At 46.7% G+C, this 20,582-nt stretch carries 22 protein-coding genes; 14 read left to right on the top strand and 8 right to left on the bottom strand.

Features of this window, described 5'->3' with window-relative positions; translation table 11 throughout:
• Positions 1-6 precede the first annotated feature (6 nt).
• Both pgi and tal read right to left on the bottom strand, forming a co-directional pair.
• Positions 7-1,626: a glucose-6-phosphate isomerase gene (gene pgi, locus IE163_RS06350; RefSeq protein ID WP_189431371.1), complete on the bottom strand. Its 1,620-nt coding sequence runs from the start codon at positions 1,624-1,626 to the stop codon at positions 7-9.
• 20 nt (positions 1,627-1,646) lie between these two features.
• Positions 1,647-2,597, bottom strand: coding sequence for a transaldolase (gene tal / locus IE163_RS06345; protein ID WP_189431369.1), 951 nt, complete (start codon positions 2,595-2,597; stop codon positions 1,647-1,649).
• A gap of 358 nt (positions 2,598-2,955) precedes the next feature.
• On the opposite strand from tal, the gene yaaA reads away from it, so the two are divergent.
• The 3 genes from yaaA to arfB all read left to right on the top strand — a co-directional run bounded on the left by yaaA (position 2,956) and on the right by arfB (position 5,549).
• Positions 2,956-3,729, top strand: a complete 774-nt coding sequence (gene yaaA / locus IE163_RS06340; protein WP_189431367.1) for a peroxide stress protein YaaA — start codon at positions 2,956-2,958, stop codon at positions 3,727-3,729.
• A 61-nt stretch (positions 3,730-3,790) separates the two neighbouring features.
• Entirely contained in the window at positions 3,791-5,089 is a 1,299-nt protein-coding gene (locus IE163_RS06335; protein ID WP_189431365.1) for an inosine/guanosine kinase, read from the top strand.
• Between the two features lie 43 nt (positions 5,090-5,132).
• Positions 5,133-5,549: an alternative ribosome rescue aminoacyl-tRNA hydrolase ArfB gene (gene arfB / locus IE163_RS06330; RefSeq protein WP_189431363.1), complete on the top strand. Its 417-nt coding sequence runs from the start codon at positions 5,133-5,135 to the stop codon at positions 5,547-5,549.
• Between the two features lie 97 nt (positions 5,550-5,646).
• Here arfB and dbpA read toward each other — a convergent pair whose 3' ends face one another.
• From dbpA to ygfZ, 5 genes are all read right to left on the bottom strand, one after another.
• Positions 5,647-7,035, bottom strand: coding sequence for an ATP-dependent RNA helicase DbpA (dbpA, locus tag IE163_RS06325; protein WP_189431361.1), 1,389 nt, complete (start codon positions 7,033-7,035; stop codon positions 5,647-5,649).
• A 109-nt stretch (positions 7,036-7,144) separates the two neighbouring features.
• Positions 7,145-7,573 (bottom strand): bactofilin family protein, encoded by a 429-nt coding sequence (locus tag IE163_RS06320; protein WP_189431359.1) that lies wholly within the window; start codon positions 7,571-7,573, stop codon positions 7,145-7,147.
• On the bottom strand, positions 7,477-8,427 hold the full coding sequence (locus IE163_RS06315; RefSeq protein WP_189431357.1) for a M23 family metallopeptidase: 951 nt from the start codon (positions 8,425-8,427) through the stop codon (positions 7,477-7,479). Before IE163_RS06315 ends, IE163_RS06320 begins: the two co-directional genes overlap by 97 nt.
• Positions 8,428-8,633: 206 nt before the next feature.
• Positions 8,634-9,119 (bottom strand): FKBP-type peptidyl-prolyl cis-trans isomerase, encoded by a 486-nt coding sequence (locus IE163_RS06310; protein WP_189431355.1) that lies wholly within the window; start codon positions 9,117-9,119, stop codon positions 8,634-8,636.
• Between the two features lie 9 nt (positions 9,120-9,128).
• Entirely contained in the window at positions 9,129-10,100 is a 972-nt protein-coding gene (gene ygfZ, locus IE163_RS06305; protein WP_189431353.1) for a tRNA-modifying protein YgfZ, read from the bottom strand.
• Between the two features lie 117 nt (positions 10,101-10,217).
• On the opposite strand from ygfZ, the gene IE163_RS06300 reads away from it, so the two are divergent.
• On the top strand, positions 10,218-10,469 hold the full coding sequence (locus IE163_RS06300) for an FAD assembly factor SdhE (protein ID WP_189431350.1): 252 nt from the start codon (positions 10,218-10,220) through the stop codon (positions 10,467-10,469).
• On the top strand, positions 10,438-10,884 hold the full coding sequence (locus IE163_RS06295) for a protein YgfX (protein WP_189431349.1): 447 nt from the start codon (positions 10,438-10,440) through the stop codon (positions 10,882-10,884). The genes IE163_RS06300 and IE163_RS06295 overlap by 32 nt, the downstream gene beginning before the upstream one ends.
• 5 nt (positions 10,885-10,889) lie before the next feature.
• On the opposite strand, the gene nadB is transcribed toward IE163_RS06295, so the two are convergent.
• On the bottom strand, positions 10,890-12,488 hold the full coding sequence (gene nadB / locus IE163_RS06290; protein ID WP_189431347.1) for an L-aspartate oxidase: 1,599 nt from the start codon (positions 12,486-12,488) through the stop codon (positions 10,890-10,892).
• A gap of 196 nt (positions 12,489-12,684) precedes the next feature.
• Between nadB and rpoE the strand changes: the two genes are divergently transcribed.
• The 9 genes from rpoE to recO all read left to right on the top strand — a co-directional run bounded on the left by rpoE (position 12,685) and on the right by recO (position 20,575).
• Positions 12,685-13,260 (top strand): RNA polymerase sigma factor RpoE, encoded by a 576-nt coding sequence (gene rpoE / locus IE163_RS06285; protein ID WP_189431345.1) that lies wholly within the window; start codon positions 12,685-12,687, stop codon positions 13,258-13,260.
• A 37-nt stretch (positions 13,261-13,297) separates the two neighbouring features.
• Positions 13,298-13,909, top strand: coding sequence for a sigma-E factor negative regulatory protein (locus IE163_RS06280; RefSeq protein WP_189431343.1), 612 nt, complete (start codon positions 13,298-13,300; stop codon positions 13,907-13,909).
• Positions 13,910-14,854, top strand: a complete 945-nt coding sequence (locus tag IE163_RS06275; protein ID WP_189431341.1) for a MucB/RseB C-terminal domain-containing protein — start codon at positions 13,910-13,912, stop codon at positions 14,852-14,854.
• 26 nt (positions 14,855-14,880) lie between these two features.
• Positions 14,881-15,354, top strand: a complete 474-nt coding sequence (locus IE163_RS06270) for a SoxR reducing system RseC family protein (protein WP_189431339.1) — start codon at positions 14,881-14,883, stop codon at positions 15,352-15,354.
• Positions 15,355-15,479: 125 nt separating this feature from the next.
• Positions 15,480-17,279 carry a translation elongation factor 4 gene (gene lepA, locus IE163_RS06265; RefSeq protein WP_189431337.1) on the top strand — a complete coding sequence of 600 codons (1,800 nt, stop codon included), beginning with the start codon at positions 15,480-15,482 and terminating at the stop codon, positions 17,277-17,279.
• A 26-nt stretch (positions 17,280-17,305) separates the two neighbouring features.
• Positions 17,306-18,223, top strand: coding sequence for a signal peptidase I (lepB, locus tag IE163_RS06260; protein WP_189431335.1), 918 nt, complete (start codon positions 17,306-17,308; stop codon positions 18,221-18,223).
• 9 nt (positions 18,224-18,232) lie between these two features.
• Complete coding sequence (gene rnc / locus IE163_RS06255) at positions 18,233-18,907, top strand: ribonuclease III (RefSeq protein ID WP_189431333.1); 675 nt, start codon at positions 18,233-18,235, stop codon at positions 18,905-18,907.
• Positions 18,897-19,808, top strand: coding sequence for a GTPase Era (gene era, locus IE163_RS06250; RefSeq protein ID WP_189431331.1), 912 nt, complete (start codon positions 18,897-18,899; stop codon positions 19,806-19,808). The genes rnc and era overlap by 11 nt, the downstream gene beginning before the upstream one ends.
• 8 nt (positions 19,809-19,816) lie before the next feature.
• The gene (gene recO, locus IE163_RS06245; protein WP_189431329.1) at positions 19,817-20,575 is read left to right on the top strand and encodes a DNA repair protein RecO; all 759 of its coding nucleotides are present in this window, start codon (positions 19,817-19,819) and stop codon (positions 20,573-20,575) included.
• Positions 20,576-20,582 lie beyond the last annotated feature (7 nt).

The following is a 20,582-nucleotide window of genomic DNA, read 5'->3' as shown; positions in this document are numbered from 1 at the left end:
TGAAACTTAGCTATTTTTTAAAAAACGTTGAATAAGCTGAGTCGTCGAGCTATCAAAGTTACCCGGCTTGTTAGCACTAAGTGCCTGATAGATAGGGCCAGATAATTGTTTGCCAAGCTCTACACCCCATTGGTCAAAGCTATTCAGCTCCCAGATTGCTCCCTGACAAAACACTTTGTGTTCGTACAAAGCAATCAAAGCGCCCAGGTGATAGGGTGATAACTCGTCTAATAACATGGTATTGCTGGGTTTATTACCTGGTGATACCTTGTGTGGAGCCAGTTCGGTTGCTGCTGGTTCGCTCATGCCCAGAGCTAAACATTCTGCTTTGGCTTCTGTTAAGGTCTTACCCTGCATTAAAGCCTGGGTTTGCGCAAAGCAGTGCGCGGCTAGGCGCTGATGCTGGTCCGTTAGACTATGGCTGACTTTTAACGGTAGAATAAAATCTGCAGGCACTTTAAGCTGGCTTTGATGCAATAACTGATGATAAGCATGCTGGCCATTAGTACCGGCATCTCCCCAAATCACCGGCGCGGTAGCATCTGCCAAAGCCTGCCCCTGACGGTCTACTGATTTGCCGTTACTCTCCATATCCAGTTGTTGCACATAGGAGGGAAGTAGGCGCAAATAGTGGCTATAGGGCAGTAAGGCTTGAGCCTGGCAACCAAAACCATTGATGTACCAAATGCCTAATAATGCCAAAATAACCGGTAGGTTTTCATTAAATGGCGTAGTAAAAAAATGTTGATCCATGGCTGCCGCGCCCTTTAATAACTCAGCAAAGGCGTTATTACCAATCATTAAGGCAACAGGTAATCCGATCGCTGACCAGAGTGAATAGCGGCCACCAACCCAATCCCACATTGGCAGAATGTGCTGTTCGATAATACCAAAATCAGCAGCAGCCTGGATATTGGATGAGGTTGCCCAAAAGTGCAACGCAATAGCATCACTATCTGCGCCGGCATCTTTAAACCATTGCCGCAGCGCCAGGGCATTTTGTTTGGTTTCTTCGGTGCCAAAAGATTTGGACGCAACCACGACCAAAGTAGTGGCGGGATCTAACCCTCTAGTAATATCGCTGACCACGGCGCCATCGATATTACCGGCAAAATGCAGCTTTACCGGGCTGCAATGATAAGGCGTTAAGGCTTCGACCGCCATTTGTGGACCCAGCAGGGAACCACCAATCCCCACCCAAATTAAATCGGTAATAGCCTTACCCTGATAGCCCAAATACTGTTGCTGATGTAGTTGCTCAATTAATGCTGCCATTTTTTCGCGGCAGGCAGCGATGGCAGCACCAATATCTTCATTGTCCAGCTTAAGGTTAGTTAAGTCCTGCTGACGTAAACGGCTATGCCATACCGCACGTTGTTCGGTATTATTAATGGCTGCACCGGCTTGCATTTGCTGGCTTAATTGCCGGATTGGGCTTTGCGCTGCCAGTTGCTGTAAGGTTTGCCAGCTTTGTTCGTCAATCAGGTTTTTTGAGTAATCAAGATAAATACCACAAGCGCTGGCGCTAAAACGCGCTGCGCGCCCAGGTTCTGCTGCAAATAACTGGCGTAAAGGCGGTTGCTGCGCAGCCAAAGGCTGTAACAACGCCGATAAAGTTACCGACATAAAGGATCCTCCAAGTAGATTTACAGCTGAGCCCGAATCACATCTTCCAGCTTGCGTTGATCGATGGCAAATTTCCGGATCCCTTCAGCCAGTTTCTCAGTGGCCATGGCGTCTTCATTTAACGCCCAGCGGAACTGCTGTTCAGTTAAAGCAGCTGGTTTACTGTTGGTAACACCGTTATCCTGCAATTTAACAACAAGTTGGCCAGATTGCTGGCTTAGCTCATCCAAAAGTGCCGGGCTTATCGTTAAGCGATCACAACCGGCCAGCGCCAGTACTTCACCAATATTACGGAAGCTAGCGCCCATTACTACGGTGGGGTAACCATGCGCTTTAAAGAACTGGTAAATTTCACGGACCGACAGCACACCAGGATCGGTTTCAGCGGTATAATCTTGCTTAGTATTAGCCTTGTACCAGTCTAAAATACGACCAACAAAAGGCGAAATTAAAAATACACCGGCTTCAGCACAAGCACGGGCTTGCGCCATATGGAAAAGTAATGTCAGATTACACTGAATGCCTTCCTGCTCTAACACCCTAGCCGCTTGAATACCTTCCCAGGTGGAGGCGATTTTGATCAGGATCCGCTCAGTGCTGACACCATTTTGTTGGTATAAAGCGACCAGTTGCCGGGCTTTTGCTACTGTGGCTTCGGTGTTAAAAGATAAACGTGCATCCACTTCGGTAGATACTCGCCCCGGTACTAGCTTACTAATGGCAGTACCGACATCAACCGCAAATTTGTCGCTGGCTAAAGCTAATTGCTGCTCCGCATCTGCGGTTTGTGTTTTCGCATAGGCCACAGCGGCGGCCAGTAAAGGCTTAGCAAATTCTAATTGACTGGCGTTGAGCAATAAAGAGGGGTTAGTGGTGGCATCCACCGGACGAAACTGTTCAATAGCACCTAGATCACCACTGTCTACTACGACGGTAGTTACCGCTTTTAATTGACTTAATAGATCACTCATGTTGTTCACTTACCATTTATTTGCTTGGGTTTGCTTGATTATACGGCTAAATGGCTAGATGTGTAGTATAAGATGTAATAAAAAAACAACATTTTGTCATTTAACCACGAGATCCACGCTTGGTCTATCTTTGCTGCTAAAGCGGGTAAAAGCAGTCTGCCCAATATCGGCGAAAGTATGATGACAGTCAGAGTGCCGAAATACATATTCCTTTTGCAATCGGGTTGTTAAACAGCATAATGGGCGTAGGCAATGTCTGCAAGGCTTTAACGGCCTATTTACCTAAGAACTTTGCGGCGTTATCGCGCAGCAGTAGCAATCTTATTTATACTATGATGCATTTTAAAGGAGCCGCCCTATGTTAATGGTTGTATCGCCGGCCAAAGATCTTGATTTAACTCCACTGTCGTCTGCTCTCAGTTTATCGCAGCCAGCCTTACTGGCTGACGCCATCGAGCTTGCGGCAATCTGTAAGCAACTCACGCCAACCGATTTAGCATCGCTAATGCATATAAGTGATAAGCTGGCTGGCCTAAATGTTGCGCGTTTTACTCAGTGGCAGCCACCTTTTACCAAAGACAATGCTAAGGCCGCGCTTTTTATGTTTAACGGCGATGTCTATCAGGGGTTGGATGCTGCCAGTTTAAGCATGGATGATCTCGCTTTTGCGCAGCAACATCTGCGTATTTTAAGTGGGCTTTATGGGGTACTGCGGCCTTTAGATCTGATGCAGGCCTATCGGTTAGAAATGGGCACTAAGTTGGGCAATGGGCGCGGTACGGATCTCTACGCTTTTTGGAAAGCAAGTATCGCAACCAATTTGCAGCAGCAGCTAAATGAGCTGCAAAGTAACGTATTACTGAATTTAGCCTCGCAAGAATATTTTAAAGCGGTAGATAAAAAGCAGCTAAGTGCCAGAGTGATTACACCGGAATTTAAAGATTATAAAAATGGCCAGTATAAAATTATCAGTTTTTATGCGAAAAAGGCTCGTGGTTTAATGGCGCGTTACGTGGTTCAGCAGCGTTTAACCTCGGCAGAGCAATTAAATCAATTTAATCTGGCCGGTTATTATTACAGCGCAGAGCATTCCAGTGCAGATAAACCGGTATTTTTAAGAGATGCAAACTGAGATTACTTTTTTACCGGTATTTTTGGTAAAATGCCGGCATATTCTTATTTGAGTCTTCGTTATGAAATTTCCTGGTCTGCGCAAAATTAAGCATTATTTTCCGGTATCCCAACCTAAACCTCAGCTGCCTAGCTTTGAAGTGCGCCCAGAACTTGATACTTACATTGTTGGTTTAGATCAAACCATCGTAGATGTCGTGGCCAGTGTGAGCGATGATTTTTTGGCGAAACATAATATTCCTAAGGGGTTATCTAATCTGGTAGAGCATGAAAAAGCCAACCGGATTTACCATGAATTGGTAGTTGAGCAAGCCATTTCTGATCATTTTGCCGGTGGTACCATTGGCAATACTATTCACAACTATTCGGTATTGGCCGATGATAAATCAGTACTTTTAGGTGTAATGTCGGCGAACATTGCCCTGGGTTCTCCGGCCTATCATTATGTTTGCCATACCAGCTCAAAAGTCGATATGAACCGCTTACAAGGGGTTGCCGGTGATATCGGACGGGGTATTACCATGATCACTCCTGATGGCGAGCGCACTTTCGTGATTGACCCCAGCGATATGGACCAGCTGGCGCCCGACTATATTCCAACCGAGATTATTGCCTCAGCTGCGGCCTTTGTGGTGAGTGCTTATCCGCTGCGAGCTACCGGTCAGCCAATTCAACAAGCTATGTTAAAGGCCCTGGCTGATGCCAGTGCCCATCAGGTGCCGGTGGTAATGAGTTTAGGTACCCGGCACCTAGTGGAAGAAAATCGCGAGCAAATACTACAAACGGTAAGCCAATATGTGAATGTTCTGGCGATGAATGAGTTAGAAGCAGAAGCATTAACTGGTTTTGCTGATCCGCTGCTGGCTGCGGAAGCTGCGCTGGAATTTACCGATATGGTGCTCATTACCGCCGGTGCTGACGGGCTATATCTATGTGGCTATACGGATGACGAGATCAAACGGGAAAGCTCAAACCCTATTAAATCTGCAAGTTTGGCTGATTTTAACCGCTTTGAATTTAGCCGGCCTATGCTGCGCAAAGATTGCCATAAGCCACTTAAAGTGTATTCGCATATCGATCCCTATTTAGGCGGCCCTGAGCGAATTAAAAACACCAATGGCGCTGGTGATGGCGCTTTGGCTGCCATTTTACATGATATGGCGGCCAATCATTATCATAAGCAAGTGCAGCCGTTATCGAGCAAGCATGAGCAAGCCTACTTAGCATATTCATCTTTTGCGCAGTTGTGTAAGTATGCTAACCGGGTTAGCTATGAGATCTTGGTACAAAACGCGCCGCGTTTATCCAAAGGTTTGCCTGAGCGTGAAGATAGTTTAGAAGAAGCGTATTGGGAGCGTTAAGTGCTACACGCTCCCCGATGTTTCAGGCAACTAAGGACAGTAGGTGATTAGTATTAACGCCAGTGTGCAGCTGGCGGATGATGAGTTAAGTTGGCAGTTTATCCGCGCCTCAGGCCCGGGCGGCCAACATGTAAATAAAGTTTCTACTGCAGTGTTGCTGCAATTTGATATCGCCAGTTCAAGCTTACCGGAATTATATAAAAGCCGTTTGTTGCAACTGGCGGATCATCGCATAACGCCCAGTGGTAAAGTATTAATTAAATGTCAGCAAAGCCGTAGTCAGGAACAAAACCGTGAGCTAGCGCTGGCGCAGTTTATTACTTTGCTGCAAAGTGTGGCAAAAACGCCGAAAAAGCGTCTGGCGACTAAACCGACCTATAGCAGTCAGCTAAAACGCCTGCAAAGCAAAAAACAGCAAAGCCAAACTAAATCGTTACGACGCCAAAAAAGTTTTGATTAATGAGCCAAGGTAGCTGGGTTTTTAGCGAGGCGGGTGAGCTGTTCTGGAATCCCGCATAACCTTTTTATAGCAAGCTATGCGGGGTATTATTACATAATTAGGCCGGTGTTAAACGATACGCGCGGAAGCTGCGCCCTTTCATTTTGCTATTATTTAACTGCTGCAATGCCGCTTTAAAGGCAGAGCGTTTCACCGCGACATAAGCGCGTGACTCTTGTAACTGAATTTTACCAATATCGGCAAACGCTACCTGCTCATCGCGGGTTAAAGCGCCAACAATATCGGCTGGGCGCAATTTCTGCTTTTTACCACCATCAATTTCAATGGTTATCATGGCTGGCAACGGCGCTTTAGCATTCTGGGTTAGCGGTAACGGCAAAGGCGTAATATCTTGTTCGAAGGCATCTTCCAGTAACCCCAGTTTGTAACCGTCTTGCTCGGTGTAAAGGGTACAGGCAACGCCTTGCTCACCGGCACGACCGGTGCGGCCAATACGGTGGATATGGGTATCGGTATCATGCGCCAGCTCGTAGTTTAGCACCAGATCCAACTTTTCAATATCCAAACCGCGGGCTGCAACATCGGTTGCTACTAATACTTGTAAGCTGCCGTTAGCAAACTGCAATAGTTGTTGCTCGCGGTCCCGTTGTTCCAAATCACCGTGTAAGGCCGCGACGCTAAAACCCGCTTGCTTTAACTGCTCGGTCAGGCTTTGTACTTCTTTGCGGGTATTAGCGAAGACAACACAGCTACTGGGCATTTTAGCAAATAGCAAACGAATAGTGGCTGCAGCGCGGGCGCTGCTATCTTCTACTAAATAAAATTCCTGGCTAATGCTGGTTTTAGCTTTGGGGCTATCAATAATGACTTGCTCTGGCGCTTTTAGCAGCGCATCGGCGAGTTTTTTTACTGCTGGGGCAAAGGTTGCACTAAACAGCAATTGTTGGCGTTCTGCTGGCGCTGCGGCGATAATCTGCTGCATCTCATCGGCAAAGCCCATTTCCAGCATGCGGTCAGCCTCATCCAGCACCAAAATGCTAAGTTCATCTAATTGCAAATGTTGTTGTTGTAAATGATCTAACACTCTCCCTGGTGTACCAACAATAATATGAGCACCGTGCTCCAATGACAACGTTTGGCCTTTAGTTGGCACACCGCCACAAAGCGTCAGGACTTTAATATTATGAATACTGCGCGCTAAAGTGCGAATTTCTGTCGCAACTTGCTCAGCCAATTCGCGGGTAGGGCAAAGTACTAAACTTTGCACCCGAAAGTGTTTTACGTTTAGCTTACTTAAGATCCCTAAGGCAAACGCTGCTGTTTTGCCAGATCCTGTCGCAGCCTGGGCTAACAAATCTTTACCTGCAAGAATAACCGGTAAGCTTTCTGCTTGCACTGGCGTGGGCTGATGAAATGCCAGGCTTTCTAAGGTATCAAGTAATGCTTGCGGTAAGGCAAAGGCGCTAAATTGGGTTTTGTAAGTCAAAACAACATCCTGCAACAGGCGCAAACCCGTTGTTTGCGCGAAAAGTGCAGTATTATACACTCAATCAACTTCAGACGGCAGCTTTCACTGTGCAATCTTTGTACTTTAACTATTTTACCGGTTTAAAGCTGACTTGATGTACCGCGGGAGGTTGTTCTTCTGTGAGCAGTAAATTTTGTTGTTGGGATGGTGCAGGTAAGGTTTCACCAACAAAGCTACCGCCGCGTTCGATGCAAAGATGGTCGGTTTGCATTACGCCATGAGCTTTCCCAGCGGCGAGAACCTCGATATTATTTGCGGTAATTTTGCCTTCGAACTGACCGTTAATAATCACTTTGTCAGCACTGATCTCACCTTTCATTTGACCAGAACTACTGATAATCACCGTGCTGTTGCACTCCACATCACCTTCAAGTTCGCCGTCGATTTGTAAGTCACTACTTACTCGGCAACTGCCGTGGAGGATACATCCTTCAGCGATGACAGTTGTAATTGCGTGCTTGCCTTGGTTTGTAGCATGGTTACTAAAGAATCCCATTTAATACTCCTTTCTTTTTCGAACAAGAGATCGAAATTACCGGAATCCCATTCCATAAAATGTTGTGGATTGAGTGAGCGGTCAAGAAAATGGATCTCATAGTGTAGGTGCGGTGCTGTTGAACTACCAGTGTTGCCCGCAGTCGCAATTTGTTGGCCTTTGTGCACAAAGGTACCACTGGCAACGTTAAAGTCGTCCAAATGTGCATAGAGGGTGGCAAAGCCGAAAGCGTGGCGGATCTTAAGTAAATTACCATAACCACTATTGCTGCGACGAACGACCTCAACGACGCCATCAGCAGGCGCATAGATTGCGGTCCCTTTCGGAGCAGTTAAGTCGATTCCGTTATGATGTTTGCGTTTGCCCTGAATAGGATGCATGCGGATGCCATAGCGGGAGGAGCGTTTATTAAAATCCAGTGGTGAGCCGTTTGGTACTAACTGTAGCATCGCCATCCGGGCACTGGAGGTCACAGTGGCAATATCTAAGCGGGCTTCAAAGTTTTGATCTAAATCTTGTTCTAACCCTAAACTGAGTTCAATTTCACCCAAGCGTTGGGTAACTTGCGTCATTTCGTCTTGTTTTAACGTCAGTTCCAGTTCTAGCGTTTGGCGAGCGGCAGTTAACTGTTCCAGTTGTTCTTGCAGGGCAGTAGTTTGCTGGGTAAGCGTTTGTTGCTCGCTTTGGGCTTGTTCCACCGTATGCATTAAATAGTTAATTACCGCTGCTGTAATCAAGATAGAAAATAGCATCAACCATAAGCCAATTACCGCATTGCGTTTAAATATCTTGCCGATATTAAAATGCCGGGTGCCGTTGACACTAGAGATTGAAATGGTAATACGATCTTTCATTGGTGAAGGTTTTTTGCTCAGTAAGGTGAAATTTGATGGCTCAAAATAAGGGGCTTTATTCTAGCTGTCAAGCAGTTCATTTTTGCATCGGACGAACGCACTATATAAACAGACCCTAATAACATTTGTTTTAAAGGCAATTATTGAAATAAACCGCAGTGCTGAGCTGCGGTTTATTTTGCTTGCGAGTGAGGATAAAGCGTATTTTAATGTCCGGCGTGGCCGTCTAAACCATGAACGTGACCATGCGCTAATTCTTCTGCAGTGGCATCTCGTACTAGCACTACTTCAACATCAAAGCTTAATTCAATGCCAGCCAGCGGGTGGTTACCGTCAACAACTACTTCTTCATCTGTGACGTCAATAATAATAACGGGCTGTTCGCGACCATCTGGTCCTGAAGCGCGAAAACGCATACCTACAGCAACGTCCATACCTTCAAACATCGATTTAGGCACGGCTTGCACTAATTGGTCGTGACGCTCACCATAGGCGTCTGCTGCTGCGATTTGGCTAGTAAACTTTTCACCGGCATGTTTACCAATTAAAGCCTGCTCTAAACCTGGAATAAGAGCACCGTGGCCAAATAAGAATACCAGAGGCTCGCCACCGGAAGAGGAATCGAGTTGATTCCCGGTAGTATCGGTTACGGTGTAATGAATGGCGACAACTTTGTCTTGAGAAATGGTCATGCAAACCTCTTAAGTAAGGGAGTAAGGTAGCGGTAGCTGTTGCAAAATGATGAGTTGCTCAGATTTTAACCGCAAGGTCTCTGCCGGTGTTATGTCATTAGGCAGCAGCGCAATTAACCAGAGTTGGTTATTAATATTTACTGCATTTACGACCTGGCCAACCCGGCGCCAGTTGTTTTCTAGCTGAAGTTCAATGTCAGAGCCTGCTACCGGTAATTCGTTGGTATTGGCTTCCAATACATATGCTGCTCTCTTATTACCGCCACGGTATTTCAAACGCGCTACGGTTTCTTGGCCTACATAGCAGCCTTTTGTAAAACTAATGGCGTTGACTGCTTGTAAGTTAAGCATTTGTGGCACTAGTTCGCCAATTAGTGGCTGTTCTAAATAAGCAAGTCCTTGCAATATATGTGCTTTTAACCACAGAGTTGGTGCGGCAAAAGGCAAGGGCGATTGCATCAATTGTTGTGCCTGGGGTTGTGGTACGATTAACAGATAATGGTCTGCTGCCAGACGCAGCAATGCCGCATCATTATAGCGACTCAGATGACCGTCTGCACTTGGCTGGCTAAACCCTAACTTTGCCAACAGCTGCGCAGACTCGGCACCGCCAATCCCAAATACCGCATACCGTCCAGCTGTTGCATCGAAACTGACTTTCGAAAACACGCCAAATTTCTGCCACTGTGCGGTTGAGGCGATAAGCTCGTCCCGAAATGCCACAACTTGCAAACAGTCTGCTTGCGAGAACACCTGAAAAATTGACCACATTTTTCCTTTAGCATCGCAGTGGGCACCGCGTAAAAAGTTATCTGCTGTTAACTGAGATAAATCGCAGGTTGACTGGCCTTGTAAATATTTCAAGTTGTCTGGCCCGCTAATTGTCAGTACTTGAAAAGCGGGTAAAGGAGCAATAAAGGCGCCCTGAACCTGAGTGGATAAATGCGCGTATTGTTCTGCGGTAAGCCAGGATGTCTGCATAGCGGTCTTTAGTCTTATTGCCGGTAATACTAGTTAGATTGGGGCTCAGTACAAAAGCTCAACCCCAAACTGGAATTTTTGTTAGTATAAAGCCAAATTAAACACCAAGGAGTTTTAATGTCTGCATTAATGAGTAAACCCAAGTTACGCTGGGCCTGTCGGCGTGGAATGTTGGAGTTGGATGTATTGTTAGCTCCCTTTGTCGAAGAAGGCTACGATGCGTTAAACGATCAGCAGAAAGCCGATTTTGAGCGCTTGTTGGCCTGCGATGATCCAGATTTATTCGCATGGTTTATGGGGCATAATCGCTCTGATGATACTGCTATTCAGGCGCTGATTGAGCTTATTGTTAATCGTGTCCGAGTCTAGTGTTGCGTTAACCGCGTCCCGGTATCGCCAATATGCCTTGCTGATCGCAGGGCTTTGGGTGGGAGGGCTTTTTATGCTGCTGCCGCTTAGTGGGAGCGGTTACTTGTTAGCTGGCGTGTTATTAACCCTATGGTTCTATGCGTTAATGTGCACCTGGCCTCAGCCTTTTCGTGCAACTGTCTTACATATTGATCAGCATGGCGCCTTGTATTGGCAGCAGCAGGTTTTAGCTTCAGGTCAGCTAAGTCAGCGTAGTTTAATCACAAACTGGCTGCTGTTACTAGATTGGCAAGATTCGCAAGGGCAGATGCATCAGCTATGCTTGTTTAGAGATCAGTTAACTGAGCAAGATTACCGGGCACTCGCCCGGCAGTTGCAACTGCAACGCTGGCGTGGGCCCAGTGTAAACCGCTAATAAATTTAGGGTGTAAGCACACTCGGCTTGCTGTCAGTAAGCTGTTCTGGGTAATCCAGATTGTAGTGTAGACCACGGCTCTCTTTACGTTGCATCGCACAACGAATAATCAGTTCAGCCACTTGCACTAAATTTCGCAGCTCCAATAAATTATGACTGATGCGGAAGTGGCTGTAATAGTCCTGAATTTCTTGTTTTAGTAATTCGACCCGATGTAAGGCGCGCTCCAGCCGTTTGTCCGTGCGCACTATTCCGACGTAATCCCACATAAAAAGTCTAAGCTCATGCCAATTGTGGGTGATCACGACTTCTTCATCAGAATTACTAACCCGGCTATCATCCCAGGCCGGAAGCTGCAACAAGGCTTGTGATAGGCTTAATTGTGAAAGAATATGTCGTGCTGCCGCTTGGGCGAAAACGACACACTCCAGTAACGAATTCGACGCCATCCGATTAGCACCATGTAAGCCGGTATAGGCCACTTCGCCTATCGCATAAAGGTTCTCCAGATCGGTCTGACCATTGAGGTTAGTCATCACGCCGCCGCAGGTATAATGTGCTGCGGGCACCACCGGGATAGGCTCTTTGGTAATATCAATACCGACGCTTAAGCACTTGGCGTAAATAGTCGGGAAATGCTCGATAATAAAGTCTTTGGGTTGATGACTAATGTCTAATAGGACCGAATGTGCACCTAAGCGTTTCATCTCAAAATCGATGGCTCTGGCAACAATATCGCGTGGCGCTAATTCTGCTCTTTCATCAAAGTCGGGCATAAAGCGGCTACCATCTGGCCGCTTCAGATAAGCCCCTTCGCCACGCATCGCTTCGGTAATCAAAAAGTTGGGTGCGGCAGGGTGATATAAGCTGGTTGGATGAAACTGATTAAACTCCATATTCGCTACTCGGCAACCCGCACGCCAGGCCATAGCAATACCATCGCCACTGGCGACATCGGGGTTACTGGTATAAAGATACACTTTACTGGCTCCGCCAGTTGCCAGCGCCACCGCTTGAGCTTGAATGGTCTCAACTTTGGCGGCGTCTTTATTCCAAACATAGGCACCATAACAACGTTTGCTATCTAAGCCGAGTTTTTTACCGGTTATCAAATCAATGGCGTTATAGTTTTCCAGTAACTGAATATTGGGATGATTTTTTACTTGATCAACCAGCGTAATTTGCACAGCGCGGCCGGTCGCATCTGCCGCGTGCAGAATGCGTCTATGGCTATGGCCACCTTCGCGAGTTAAATGATACTTCATACTGCCATCAGTATCTTGATACTGATCAAAAGGCACGCCCTGCGCAATTAACCATTCCATGGCAGCTTTGGCGTGCTCAGCGGTAAACTGCACTGCAGCAGGATCACACAAGCCAGCCCCTGCCACTAAGGTATCAGTAACATGCGAGGCTATACTGTCGTTCTCATCAAATACTGCGGCGATACCGCCCTGGGCATAGAGAGTTGATCCCTCACGCAGTGGGCCTTTGCTAAGCACTATTACTTTAGCTTGGTCGGCTAATTGCAGTGCTAATGATAAGCCGGCAGCGCCGCTGCCGATAATTAATACATCACAAAGATATTCTTTTGCCTGTGTCATAGGATACACTTAACTCTGTTGATGGCCGTAGCATTACAGCTGGTTGGGCCGCAGTGCGGCGCTTGGGTTCGGCTTATTCTAGCGTTTTTGTCAAAATAAACAGAACTATTTATTCAGCTTACAGTCATAGTGAATACGCTTGACTGGCGCCATTCGTTTACAAAACCTAAAAGTATTACAGGGGCAGGCTCACAGAATGAGCGAGCAAGAATTAGATTGGCAGATTGTCCAGCGCGTACAACAAGGCGATAAGGCTGCGTTTAATATACTGGTTAAAAAATATCAGCATCGGATTGCGAACTTAATTTCGCGTTACGTCTCTAACCATGGAGACGTGGCAGATGTCGCTCAAGAAGCCTTTATTAAGGCATATAGAGCGATCCCCGGTTTTCGGGGCGAAAGCGCGTTTTACACCTGGTTATACCGGATCGCCGTAAACAGTGCTAAAAACTATTTAGTGGCTAATGGCCGCAAACCGCCAGCCAGCGATGTAGATGCTGAGGACGCTGAATATTTCGAAGGTAGTGACGCCTTGAAGGAGCAAGACTCACCAGAGCGTTTGTTGTTATCTGAGGAAATTAGGCACGTGGTATTTAGTACTATAGAAAAGTTACCTGATGAGTTGCGCACGGCAATAACCTTGCGTGAATTGGAAGGGCTAAGCTATGAAGAAATCGCAGAAGTGATGGAGTGTCCAATAGGTACAGTACGCAGTCGTATTTTCCGGGCACGTGAGGCTATAGACGCTCAGTTAAAGCCTCTAGTAGGGTAAAACCTAAACCGAACAAGACTATTTGACAGGAAACTTTATGTTGTCAGACAAGCACGAATGGCTATCACAAGCCGCAGATAATCAGCAAGTTACGCCAGAGCAACTCTCAGCGTTGTTACAGCAGCCTGAATTGCAGCAAACACTGCAGCGTTACCAACTGGTGGGTGCTGTGCTGCGTAATGAAAGCGATAGTGTACTGCCCGCGGATTTCAGCGATGGTTTAGCTAATTTACTGGCTGATGAGCCAATTTATCAGTTACAGAATCAAGCTGGCTTGATGCAAAGAATTAAAGGTTCCATACGTCAGGCTGCTAATGCTGAATGGTTTAAACCTGCAGCGCATGGTGCTATTGCCGCTAGTGTCGCGTTAGTTGCGGTATTTGGTGTGCAGCAGTATCAACAGCCCTTAGAGCAGGAACTGGCAATGCCAGCGCCGATACTGCAAACCAGACCTGTTGCCGGTTTTGCTATTCCAGTTAGTTTAAGCCAAACATCGGTAGACAGCCGCTTTGAGGCACAAGAACAGCAAGCTATGCAAGAACAACAACGTCGGCTACAGGCGTTACTGCAAGCGCACCGCCAGCAAGTTCGGGTAACCGATGTGCAGCATAACACTGCCCATCCAGAGCAGGAAAATCGTGAGCATTAAATGATGAAATGGCTGTTTGGCATCTGTAGTATCGTCGTGCTAAGTATTTTACAGCCGGCAAGTGCCGATGAGACTGGTTGGGCTTTATTCAACAAAGCCCAACAGAGCGTTAGACAGCACAATTTTGATGTGTCTTTTGTTGTGCTCAAAGGCGGGCAGGCAGAAACCTATCGTTGGCTACACGGCCGTGATGATGCTGCTGAGATTGAGCATCTGATCCCTATGTTTGCTGATGGTGTTGATATTGTTCGACGCGATCAGCAAATTTACTACCTGATTAGCGAACGGCCGTCTTTAGTCACTCACGGCGATAGTATTAAAGAGTTGCCTGCCTTATTATTTGAAGAACCTGCACTTATTCGTACCCTGTATAATGCCGTTGCCGGCAGTAGTTCAGTTATTCATGGTCGCAGCGCCCAGTTGTTACGATTATCAGCAATCACTGACGAGCGTTATCATTACTGGTTGTGGATAGACGTTGAAACTGGCTTTCCGTTACGTATCGACACCTTAGCCGAGCAACACTTGCGTAGTGAAAACAAGGCATTAGAGATCTGGCAGATCACGCACTTACGTATTACGCCGGAGATGCCTGATAATTTGGCTCAGTTAATGAAGGTGACCTTACCGCTAGCTTTACCTGTAGAGGTAAAGGTGCAACAGCCGCAACAACATCAGTTAGGCTGGTTGCCTTCGGGTTTTCAGATTGTGCCAGAGCCACTGCAAGTACCGCAGTTGGAACCAGAAGTGTTGAGCTATTGGTTGCTAAGTGACGGTTTACACCAGGTCTCTGTATTTGTGCAGCGTAGTCATCGCTTACCAACCCAAGCCTACCGTGACGGTGCCGTCACCATCTATGTACAGTCTGATCCGCAGCTTGATGTTACTGTTATTGGCCCTATCAGCGTTGATACCGCGCAGCGCTTAGCTGCTTCAGTGCGCTAATTGCTTAGCGTTAAATTGGTGAGCTTATGGTAGAAGAAATAGCCACTGTCGTTGCCAATGAAAGTGCTGGCGTTTGGTTGGTAACAACGCCGGCTGGTAGTTGCAATAGCTGCAATGTTAGTCAGGACTGTGGCACGGGCATAGTGGCGAAAACCTTCACCCCGCGACAAAACCGTTTTTTTGTGAAAACACCACTTAATTTGTTACCTGGTGAACAAGTGCAAATAGGCGTAGCCGAGCAAGGCTTAGTTTTAGCGGCCTTAATGGTATATTTGCTCCCGCTTATCTTAATGCTGACCACGCTATTAATGCTGCAGTCGTTATGGCAACCTGCTGAGGGGTGGTTATTACTTTCTGCTGCTCTGTCTGCTGCTTTTGGCTTTTTTTTAGCACGCTTATACAACAATAAGGTGCAGCAACAGCAAGAGCCTGTGCAAATTCTGCGTGTGCTATCGCAGCTAAAGGTGACTAACGCAGTGAGTGACGCGCAACAACCGTAGCAAGCTGCTGCCGGATAGAGTACAATTCGCGCTAATTATTGTTAATAACCTGCATTGTCAGCTGCCAGTCTTTTGCTTTGAGCTTATAGCGTCGGCGGCCATGCGCTCAGTTTTTTGCGGATAACATGCCAAAACTCGAACATATCAGAAACTTCTCTATTATTGCCCACATTGACCATGGTAAATCGACGCTGTCAGATCGCTTGATCCAGTTTTGTGGTGGCTTAAGCGATCGTGAAATGCAGCAGCAGGTACTGGATTCGATGGATCTGGAACGTGAACGTGGTATTACCATTAAAGCGCAAAGCGTGACTTTGTACTATAAAGCAGATGATGGTAATACGTACCAGCTGAACTTTATCGATACACCCGGTCACGTCGACTTTACCTATGAGGTTAGTCGTTCGCTGGCTGCTTGTGAAGGCGCTTTATTGGTGGTCGATGCGGGGCAAGGCGTAGAAGCGCAAACCGTTGCCAACTGCTATACCGCGTTGGAAATGAATCTGGAAGTTATCCCGGTACTGAATAAAATCGATTTGCCGCAGGCTGAGCCAGATCGTGTATCAGAAGAAATTGAAGATATTATTGGTATCGAAGCGATAGGTGCGGTGCAATGTTCTGCCAAGACCGGTTTAGGCATTAAAGATGTTCTGGAAACTATTGTTAGGCAAGTACCTTGCCCAGAGGGCGAGCCAGATGCACCAACACAAGCATTAATTATCGATTCCTGGTTTGATGCCTATCAGGGTGTCGTGTCACTGGTCCGCGTTAAACATGGCAGCATCAAAGCTAAAGATAAGATCAAGGTGATGTCGACTGGCCAAACGTATGAAGTGGATAAAGTAGGGGTATTTAGCCCGAAAGCCACCAATACTGGCGAGTTAAAAACCGGTGAAGTAGGCTTTATTATTGCTGGTATCAAAGAAATTAAAGGCGCACCGGTTGGTGATACCTTAACCCTGGCAAAAAACAGTGCGGAAAAACCATTACCCGGTTTTAAACGCATTAAGCCGCAGGTTTATGCAGGTGTATTCCCGGTTTCCAGCGATGATTATGAAGATTTCCGTGATGCCTTAGCCAAGTTAAGCCTAAATGACTCCTCTTTGTTTTATGAGCCAGAGAACTCAGGTGCACTGGGCTTTGGTTTCCGTATTGGTTTCCTCGGCATGCTGCACATGGAAATTATTCAGGAACGCTTAGAACGTGAATATGACCTGGATTTGATCACTACTGCGCCAACGGTGGTGTATGAAGTCGTTAAGAAAAATGGTGAAACCATATTGGTTGATAATCCGAGCGCTCTTCCTGCAGTTAACGATATTGATGAAATTCGTGAGCCTATAGTGGAAGCACATATACTGGTGCCGCAAGAATATCTGGGTAACGTTATTACCCTTTGTATCGAGAAGCGCGGTACTCAGGTTAATATGAGCTACCATGGGCGTCAGGTTGCTGTCGTCTATGAACTGCCAATGGCAGAAGTGGTGATGGATTTCTTCGATCGCTTAAAATCGACCAGCCGCGGTTATGCGTCACTCGATTACAGCTTTAAACGCTTCCAAACTTCAAATATGCAACGCGTTGATATTTTGATTAACGGTGAGCGGGTTGATGCTTTGGCTATTATCAGCCATATCGATTTTGCCCAGGGCCGCGGCCGGCAATTGGCGGAGAAGCTAAAAGAGCTGATTCCGCGGCAGATGTTCGATATCGCTATTCAGGCTGCTATCGGCAATCACGTTATTGCCAGAACGACGATTAAGCAAATGCGGAAAAACGTCTTAGCGAAATGTTACGGTGGTGATATTAGCCGGAAGAAAAAGTTACTACAAAAACAAAAAGACGGTAAAAAGCGGATGAAACAGGTCGGTAATGTGGAAGTACCACAAGAAGCCTTCTTGGCTATTCTGAAAGTGGGTAAGTAAACCCGGTGAATTATTAAGGACGCTTAATGGCAGGTTATTTTGCAATTTTTCTGGTGCTGCTTACGCTGGCATGTGGATTAATATGGTTGCTGGATGCATTGGTACTAGCACCAAAACGTAAGCAAGCATTGGCTAGTGCGCAAGCGGCAAACCCTCTTCCAGAGGAGGCTCAGCAGGAGTTCCTGAAAGAGCCTGCCATCATAGAAACCGCGAAATCCATTTTTCCTTTGGTCGCCGGTATTATGATATTGCGCTCGTTTTTATATGAGCCTTTTCAGATCCCCACCGGTTCAATGATTCCAACCTTGTTGGTGGGTGATTTTATCCTGGTGGAAAAGTTTTCTTACGATGTTAAAGATCCGGTATGGCGTAAAACGCTTTGGCACAATAACTCGCCTGAGCGTGGTGATGTTGCAGTCTTCAAGTATCCGCTTGACCCACGCCTTGATTATATAAAGCGGGTTATCGGCTTACCGGGTGATCGTATTATTTACCGTGAGAAGCAGCTGTATATTGAGCAGGCTTGTCAAGATGGCCAAACCACCGGTTGCGGTGAGTTAGAACCCATATCGCAAGCGTTTCAGGCCGAAGCAGAGTATTTTATGGGCACTATGCCGCAGCGCCGCTACATAGAGCAGCTTGGCGACGTTAGCCATAATATTCTTACCACCCCGATGCGTCCGGAGATGCTGCGTGATTATTATCGGCAGCCTAACACGGCCATTGACGAATTTATTGTGCCTCAAGGCCATTATTTTGTGATGGGTGACAATAGGGATAATAGTCAGGATAGCCGCAATTGGGGCTTTGTACCCGAGGATAATATGGTGGGTAAAGCTGTATTTATCTGGATGAGTTTTGAATTTAGTGAAGATCCTAACAGCTGGTTACCTCGCTGGGTGCCGGTTGGCGTTCGCTTTGGACGTTTGGGTAGGATCCATTAAGAGTAAGTTATGCAAAAACCATTAGCGTCTTTGATGCGAAAAATAGGTTATCAGTTTCAAGAGCCTGCTTTGTTGGAGCAGGCGTTAACACATCGTAGCTGTAAGGGGCAACATAACGAGCGTTTAGAGTTTTTAGGTGATGCGTTGTTAGGTTTAGTTATCGCCGAAGCGTTGTTTGCCCGGTTTCCGGAAACTCGTGAGGGCGATTTGACCCGTATGCGTTCTTCGTTGGTGAAAGGGGTGACTTTAGCCTCTATTGCGCAAGAATTAGGGTTATCTGAATTTTTACGCCTAGGGCCAGGGGAGTTAAAAAGCGGTGGTTTTCGCCGCGAGTCCATTTTAGCCGATGCGCTGGAAGCTATTATTGGCGCTATTTATTTAGATAGTGGCATGACAGCATGTAAAGCACAGATTATGCTATGGTTTGAGCAGCGTTTAAATGAGATCACTCCGGGGCAACAGAAAGATTCGAAGACCTTGTTACAAGAGTATTTACAAGGTTTGCGCAAACCTTTGCCCACTTATGATGTGATTGCCACTGTTGGCGAAGCACACCAGCAAACCTTTACGGTACGTTGCACCGTGCCGGGTATGGCACCTATTACTGCGACCGGCTCATCCCGGCGTAAAGCTGAGCAGGATGCTGCTCAGTATGCACTGGAAAAGATTAAAGATGACAGATAACACTAGCGTTGTTACTACCTATGCTGGCCTGGTGGCTATTGTGGGCCGGCCGAATGTCGGTAAATCAACGCTGCTTAACAAGTTGGTTGGGCAAAAAGTCAGTATCACCTCAAAAAAACCGCAAACCACCCGTCATCGCATTGTCGGTATTGATACCCAAGAAAATTTTCAAACGGTTTATGTGGATACACCTGGCTTACATATCGAAGAGAAGCGGGCCATTAATCGGTTAATGAATAAAGCTGCCGCATCTTCAATTCTTGATGTTGAGTTTGTACTTTTTGTGGTGGAAGGTACCCGCTGGCATGATGATGATCAAATGGTGCTGAACAAACTGATTGCGGCGAAAAAGCCGGTCATTTTGGTGGTGAATAAAGTCGATTTATACAAAGATAAAGCAGAGTTATTGCCACATCTGCAATGGCTTGGTAGCCAATTAAACTTTTTAGATGTAGTGCCTCTCTCCGCTGAAACCGGAGATAATGTAACGGCACTACGTAAAGTGGTTCAACAACAATTGCCACCATGCGAGTTTTTCTTTCCAGACGATTATATTACTGATCGCTCACAGCGTTTTATGGCGGCTGAAATTGTTCGTGAGAAATTGATGCGCTTTCTAGGTGATGAGCTGCCGTATGCCGTAACGGTGGAAATTGAGCGCTTTAAATGGGAAGAGAAGCATTTTCATATCGCGGCCTTAGTATTGGTAGAGCGCGAAAGCCAGAAAAGGATGGTGATCGGTAATAAAGGCGAACGTATTAAACAAATCGCCACTGAAGCCCGACTTGATATGGCGGATATGCTAGATGCTCCGGTATTTCTGCAGGTATGGGTGAAGGTTAAATCTGGCTGGGCTGATGATGAACGAGCCCTGCGAAGTCTTGGTTACGGCGAAGACTAACCGCCATTATGGACGGCAACTTATGGCCTGCCTATATTTTGCACAGCCGTCCCTATCAGGAAGATAAGCTATTTTTACAACTGCTATTGCCAGAGCAAGGTCGCTTAACGGCGGTGATTCGCCGCCGCAGCGGTAAACAGCATCGGGCCTTACAGCCATTTCAGCTCTTCTCCGTAGCTTTGGTCGGACGCAGCAATTTGCAAACGGTAAGACAGTTAGAAGAGCAAGCCCCTGCTTATGTGTTTAATGGTAAGGTGTTATTTAGTGGTATCTATATTAATGAGCTAATTTGCCGACTTTGGCCGGCAGATCTCGCCTCAGAATGGTTATTTACGCATTATCAGGCGGCACTAACAGCGCTTGCTCAGGCACAGCAGCAACCCGAGTTATTGGAGCCCTGTCTGCGCCAATTTGAATTCGCGCTGCTGGCAGAGCTTGGGGTGTTGCCGGACTGGCAATATGATGCTATGCAACAGCCAATTCAACCAGAGTACTATTATCATTATCTGCCAGAGCAAGGCTTTATTGCTGCAACAGCTGATCTCAGCCTTAGCAAGCCATGTACAAAGCTGGCTGGTGACTGCTGGCAAGGCCAACTGCTGTTGGCGATAGCTGCGGCTGATTGGCAGCAGCAAGGCGTTTTGCTCGCGGCCAAACAACTTAGTCGACAACTATTAACGCCCTTATTGGGTGAAAAACCACTGGCTAGCCGGGCGTTGTTTAGCCAACTTGTCAAGGTTAAACCGTCATCGGCCTCGTCGTCGTAATGGAGCA

Origin of the sequence: Alishewanella longhuensis, from assembly GCF_014653435.1 — a bacterium.
GTDB classification, from domain to species: Bacteria; Pseudomonadota; Gammaproteobacteria; order Enterobacterales; family Alteromonadaceae; genus Alishewanella; species Alishewanella longhuensis.
This window is presented reverse-complemented; position numbering and strand designations above follow the sequence as displayed.

Coding starts and splice junctions, on each gene's coding strand:
- yaaA (WP_189431367.1), top strand. CDS start 2,956: ATGTTAATGGTTGTATCGCCGGCCAAAGATCTTGATTTAACTCCACTG.
- nadB (WP_189431347.1), bottom strand. CDS start 12,488: ATGACACAGGCAAAAGAATATCTTTGTGATGTATTAATTATCGGCAGC.
- IE163_RS06270 (WP_189431339.1), top strand. CDS start 14,881: ATGGTAGAAGAAATAGCCACTGTCGTTGCCAATGAAAGTGCTGGCGTT.
- lepA (WP_189431337.1), top strand. CDS start 15,480: ATGCCAAAACTCGAACATATCAGAAACTTCTCTATTATTGCCCACATT.
- rpoE (WP_189431345.1), top strand. CDS start 12,685: ATGAGCGAGCAAGAATTAGATTGGCAGATTGTCCAGCGCGTACAACAA.
- tal (WP_189431369.1), bottom strand. CDS start 2,597: ATGAGTGATCTATTAAGTCAATTAAAAGCGGTAACTACCGTCGTAGTA.
- pgi (WP_189431371.1), bottom strand. CDS start 1,626: ATGTCGGTAACTTTATCGGCGTTGTTACAGCCTTTGGCTGCGCAGCAA.
- rnc (WP_189431333.1), top strand. CDS start 18,233: ATGCAAAAACCATTAGCGTCTTTGATGCGAAAAATAGGTTATCAGTTT.
- IE163_RS06335 (WP_189431365.1), top strand. CDS start 3,791: ATGAAATTTCCTGGTCTGCGCAAAATTAAGCATTATTTTCCGGTATCC.
- era (WP_189431331.1), top strand. CDS start 18,897: ATGACAGATAACACTAGCGTTGTTACTACCTATGCTGGCCTGGTGGCT.
- recO (WP_189431329.1), top strand. CDS start 19,817: ATGGACGGCAACTTATGGCCTGCCTATATTTTGCACAGCCGTCCCTAT.
- IE163_RS06310 (WP_189431355.1), bottom strand. CDS start 9,119: ATGACCATTTCTCAAGACAAAGTTGTCGCCATTCATTACACCGTAACC.
- IE163_RS06300 (WP_189431350.1), top strand. CDS start 10,218: ATGTCTGCATTAATGAGTAAACCCAAGTTACGCTGGGCCTGTCGGCGT.
- IE163_RS06315 (WP_189431357.1), bottom strand. CDS start 8,427: ATGAAAGATCGTATTACCATTTCAATCTCTAGTGTCAACGGCACCCGG.
- IE163_RS06280 (WP_189431343.1), top strand. CDS start 13,298: ATGTTGTCAGACAAGCACGAATGGCTATCACAAGCCGCAGATAATCAG.
- IE163_RS06275 (WP_189431341.1), top strand. CDS start 13,910: ATGATGAAATGGCTGTTTGGCATCTGTAGTATCGTCGTGCTAAGTATT.
- ygfZ (WP_189431353.1), bottom strand. CDS start 10,100: ATGCAGACATCCTGGCTTACCGCAGAACAATACGCGCATTTATCCACT.
- IE163_RS06320 (WP_189431359.1), bottom strand. CDS start 7,573: ATGGGATTCTTTAGTAACCATGCTACAAACCAAGGCAAGCACGCAATT.
- lepB (WP_189431335.1), top strand. CDS start 17,306: ATGGCAGGTTATTTTGCAATTTTTCTGGTGCTGCTTACGCTGGCATGT.